The organism is Providencia rustigianii DSM 4541 (assembly GCF_000156395.1).
Lineage (GTDB): Bacteria > Pseudomonadota > Gammaproteobacteria > Enterobacterales > Enterobacteriaceae > Providencia > Providencia rustigianii.
The window spans coordinates 11,540-13,579 of sequence record NZ_GG703826.1 but is presented as its reverse complement, the minus strand read 5'-3'; the positions used below and the strand labels follow the sequence as shown (position 1 = coordinate 13,579).

Below are 2,040 nucleotides of genomic sequence, written 5' to 3'. Positions count from 1 at the left end.
CCCGCTGCTAGTGAGATATCTGCACTTAGCGGCTTATTGTTCACTTTTCGCGTACTAGGCACTCGACCATTCGCATTATTATTGGCATTAGTTGCCGCAGTATTAGCAGCATTGGCTGTTACCTGTGCATCTGTACCGGCTTTTTTCGCATCAGCAACTTTAGTGTCCGTTTCTGCCTTGGTGTAAGCGCCAACATCACCCGCTGCCAGTGAGATATCTGCACTTAATGGCTTGTTGTTTACTTTTCGCGTACTAGGCACTCGACCATTCGCATTATTATTGGCATTAGTTGCCGCAGTATTAGCAGCATTGGCTGTTACCTGTGCATCTGTACCCGCTTTTTTCGCATCAGCAACTTTGGTGTCCGTTTCTGCCTTGGTGTATGCCCCAACATCACCGGCATTCAGCGTGATATCAACATTTAACTGTTTGTTATTAACTTTACGAGTGACAGGAACAGCGTCAACATCACTGGCTGTTAACGAACTAATTCGTTTATCTAAAACTTCAATAGCATCATCAACATATTTTCGTGTTGCTAATACGACTGTTGGATCAATTTTAAGCGTGACTGATTCCGTGTGGCTGACAATAAGAACAACACGAATTGTTTGAGTACGCCCCGACCCTTCAACCAATAACGGCTTATAAGTTTCTGGGCAGTTGGCAATAGCAACTAATGCCCCTGACTTATCAAACAAACCAATCTCACGAATCCACCAACCGCCCTCATTCTCAGGAATAACCTGTTCTGCGATGATTTGATTCGGGTTTACTGGATCAATAAACAGAGTATTAATCGCAGCTTTTCGACGTTCATTAATGAGTTTCGTTTGCTTGGTGTCCGGTGCCGGCAATGAGCCACCACCATCACCGACTGACATATGTGTCAATTCAATCTTTGTGCCGAGAGCTGTCGCCTCTGCAAGCACTTTCTCACCATAGGTAGTGAGTAATGCAAAATATTTCATTGGAGAGTAACCCTCATTTCATCAATAACATGGACTGCCGCACCGGTGGAGATAGCACCACCAACACTGATCACATCCGGCGTATATGGATAAACCGTCAGTTCATCCCCGCCATAGCTTGCAGCCGCACAAAAAATATTGCCTTTAGTTTCCAGCTGAATAGTTAGCCCGACGAGGTGTCGGCTTGCTGGCTTTGCATCGAAAATAAGCGCTTCTAGCTCTCGATACATTTCTTCGGTAATACCAGTTTCCAATACACCAATATCAAGACGAAACGTGCCGGCGGTTTCATTGGTTTTCCACCACTCAATCACACGGATCAAATAACCCAATGGCTCAACTACTCGGCGCAGCGCTCCAATTGTGCCCTTGTGTTTATGAATAAACATCGCCGCTTTTATCGCGTCTCGCTTGGCTTTCTCTGTCCAGTTTTTATCCCACCGGTCAACACTGAATGCCCATGCCAGATACGGCAGTAAATGCACCGGACATTTATCAGGATTCCAGAGAATACGAATGGGGATCGGCACCCGTTCTATTTCAGCTAAAGCCTTCCCAGCGGCAAGCTCTAAGGCTGACGACCCAACTGGCAGTAAACGGCTATTCATCCGAGCCACCTAGCTCAATATTTATTCCAGTACAAAAACTGGCTTGCGTCTTATCGAGTTTGATATCTGCCTTTGGTGAAATCAGCTCAACACGTTGCACACCTTGAACATGCAAGGCGGCATAAATCGCGCTCAACACAATATCGCGCCCTAACCGGTGCTGTTGATTGGTATAGTGTTTTAGTTGTGCTTCTGCCGCTTCCATAATCGGCTCGTATTCAGGGGATGGATAACAATAAATTTTCGCGACGATTTCATAGTCAACAATCACGGCTGACTGCACGGTCACTCGGTCAGCAACAGGGCGTACATCTTCATCATTTAAAGCTACATCAACGATTTCAATTAAATCTGCCGGCGCGACACCATTACCCTCCCGCGACAAAACAGTCACCGTCACACAAGCTGGGGATGGACTAACCACTGAGGCATCAGCAACGCGACCATCTGCACTGCGAGCG

At 46.5% G+C, this 2,040-nt stretch carries 3 protein-coding genes; all 3 read right to left on the bottom strand.

What is annotated here, in order from left to right:
* The coding region (locus tag PROVRUST_RS18460) for a phage tail protein (protein ID WP_006816437.1) at window positions 1-971 on the bottom strand (971 nt) is incomplete at its 3' end.
* Window positions 968-1,579 (bottom strand): phage tail protein I, encoded by a 612-nt coding sequence (locus PROVRUST_RS18455; protein WP_006816436.1) that lies wholly within the window; start codon window positions 1,577-1,579, stop codon window positions 968-970. The genes PROVRUST_RS18460 and PROVRUST_RS18455, both read right to left, overlap by 4 nt.
* Window positions 1,572-2,040: baseplate assembly protein (locus PROVRUST_RS18450; protein WP_006816435.1), on the bottom strand; the 469-nt coding region annotated here is incomplete at its 5' end. The genes PROVRUST_RS18455 and PROVRUST_RS18450, both read right to left, overlap by 8 nt.

What these genes read in the sequence shown, in the direction of transcription:
- PROVRUST_RS18455 (WP_006816436.1), bottom strand. Translation starts at nt 1,579, where the DNA reads ATGAATAGCCGTTTACTGCCAGTTGGGTCGTCAGCCTTAGAGCTTGCC.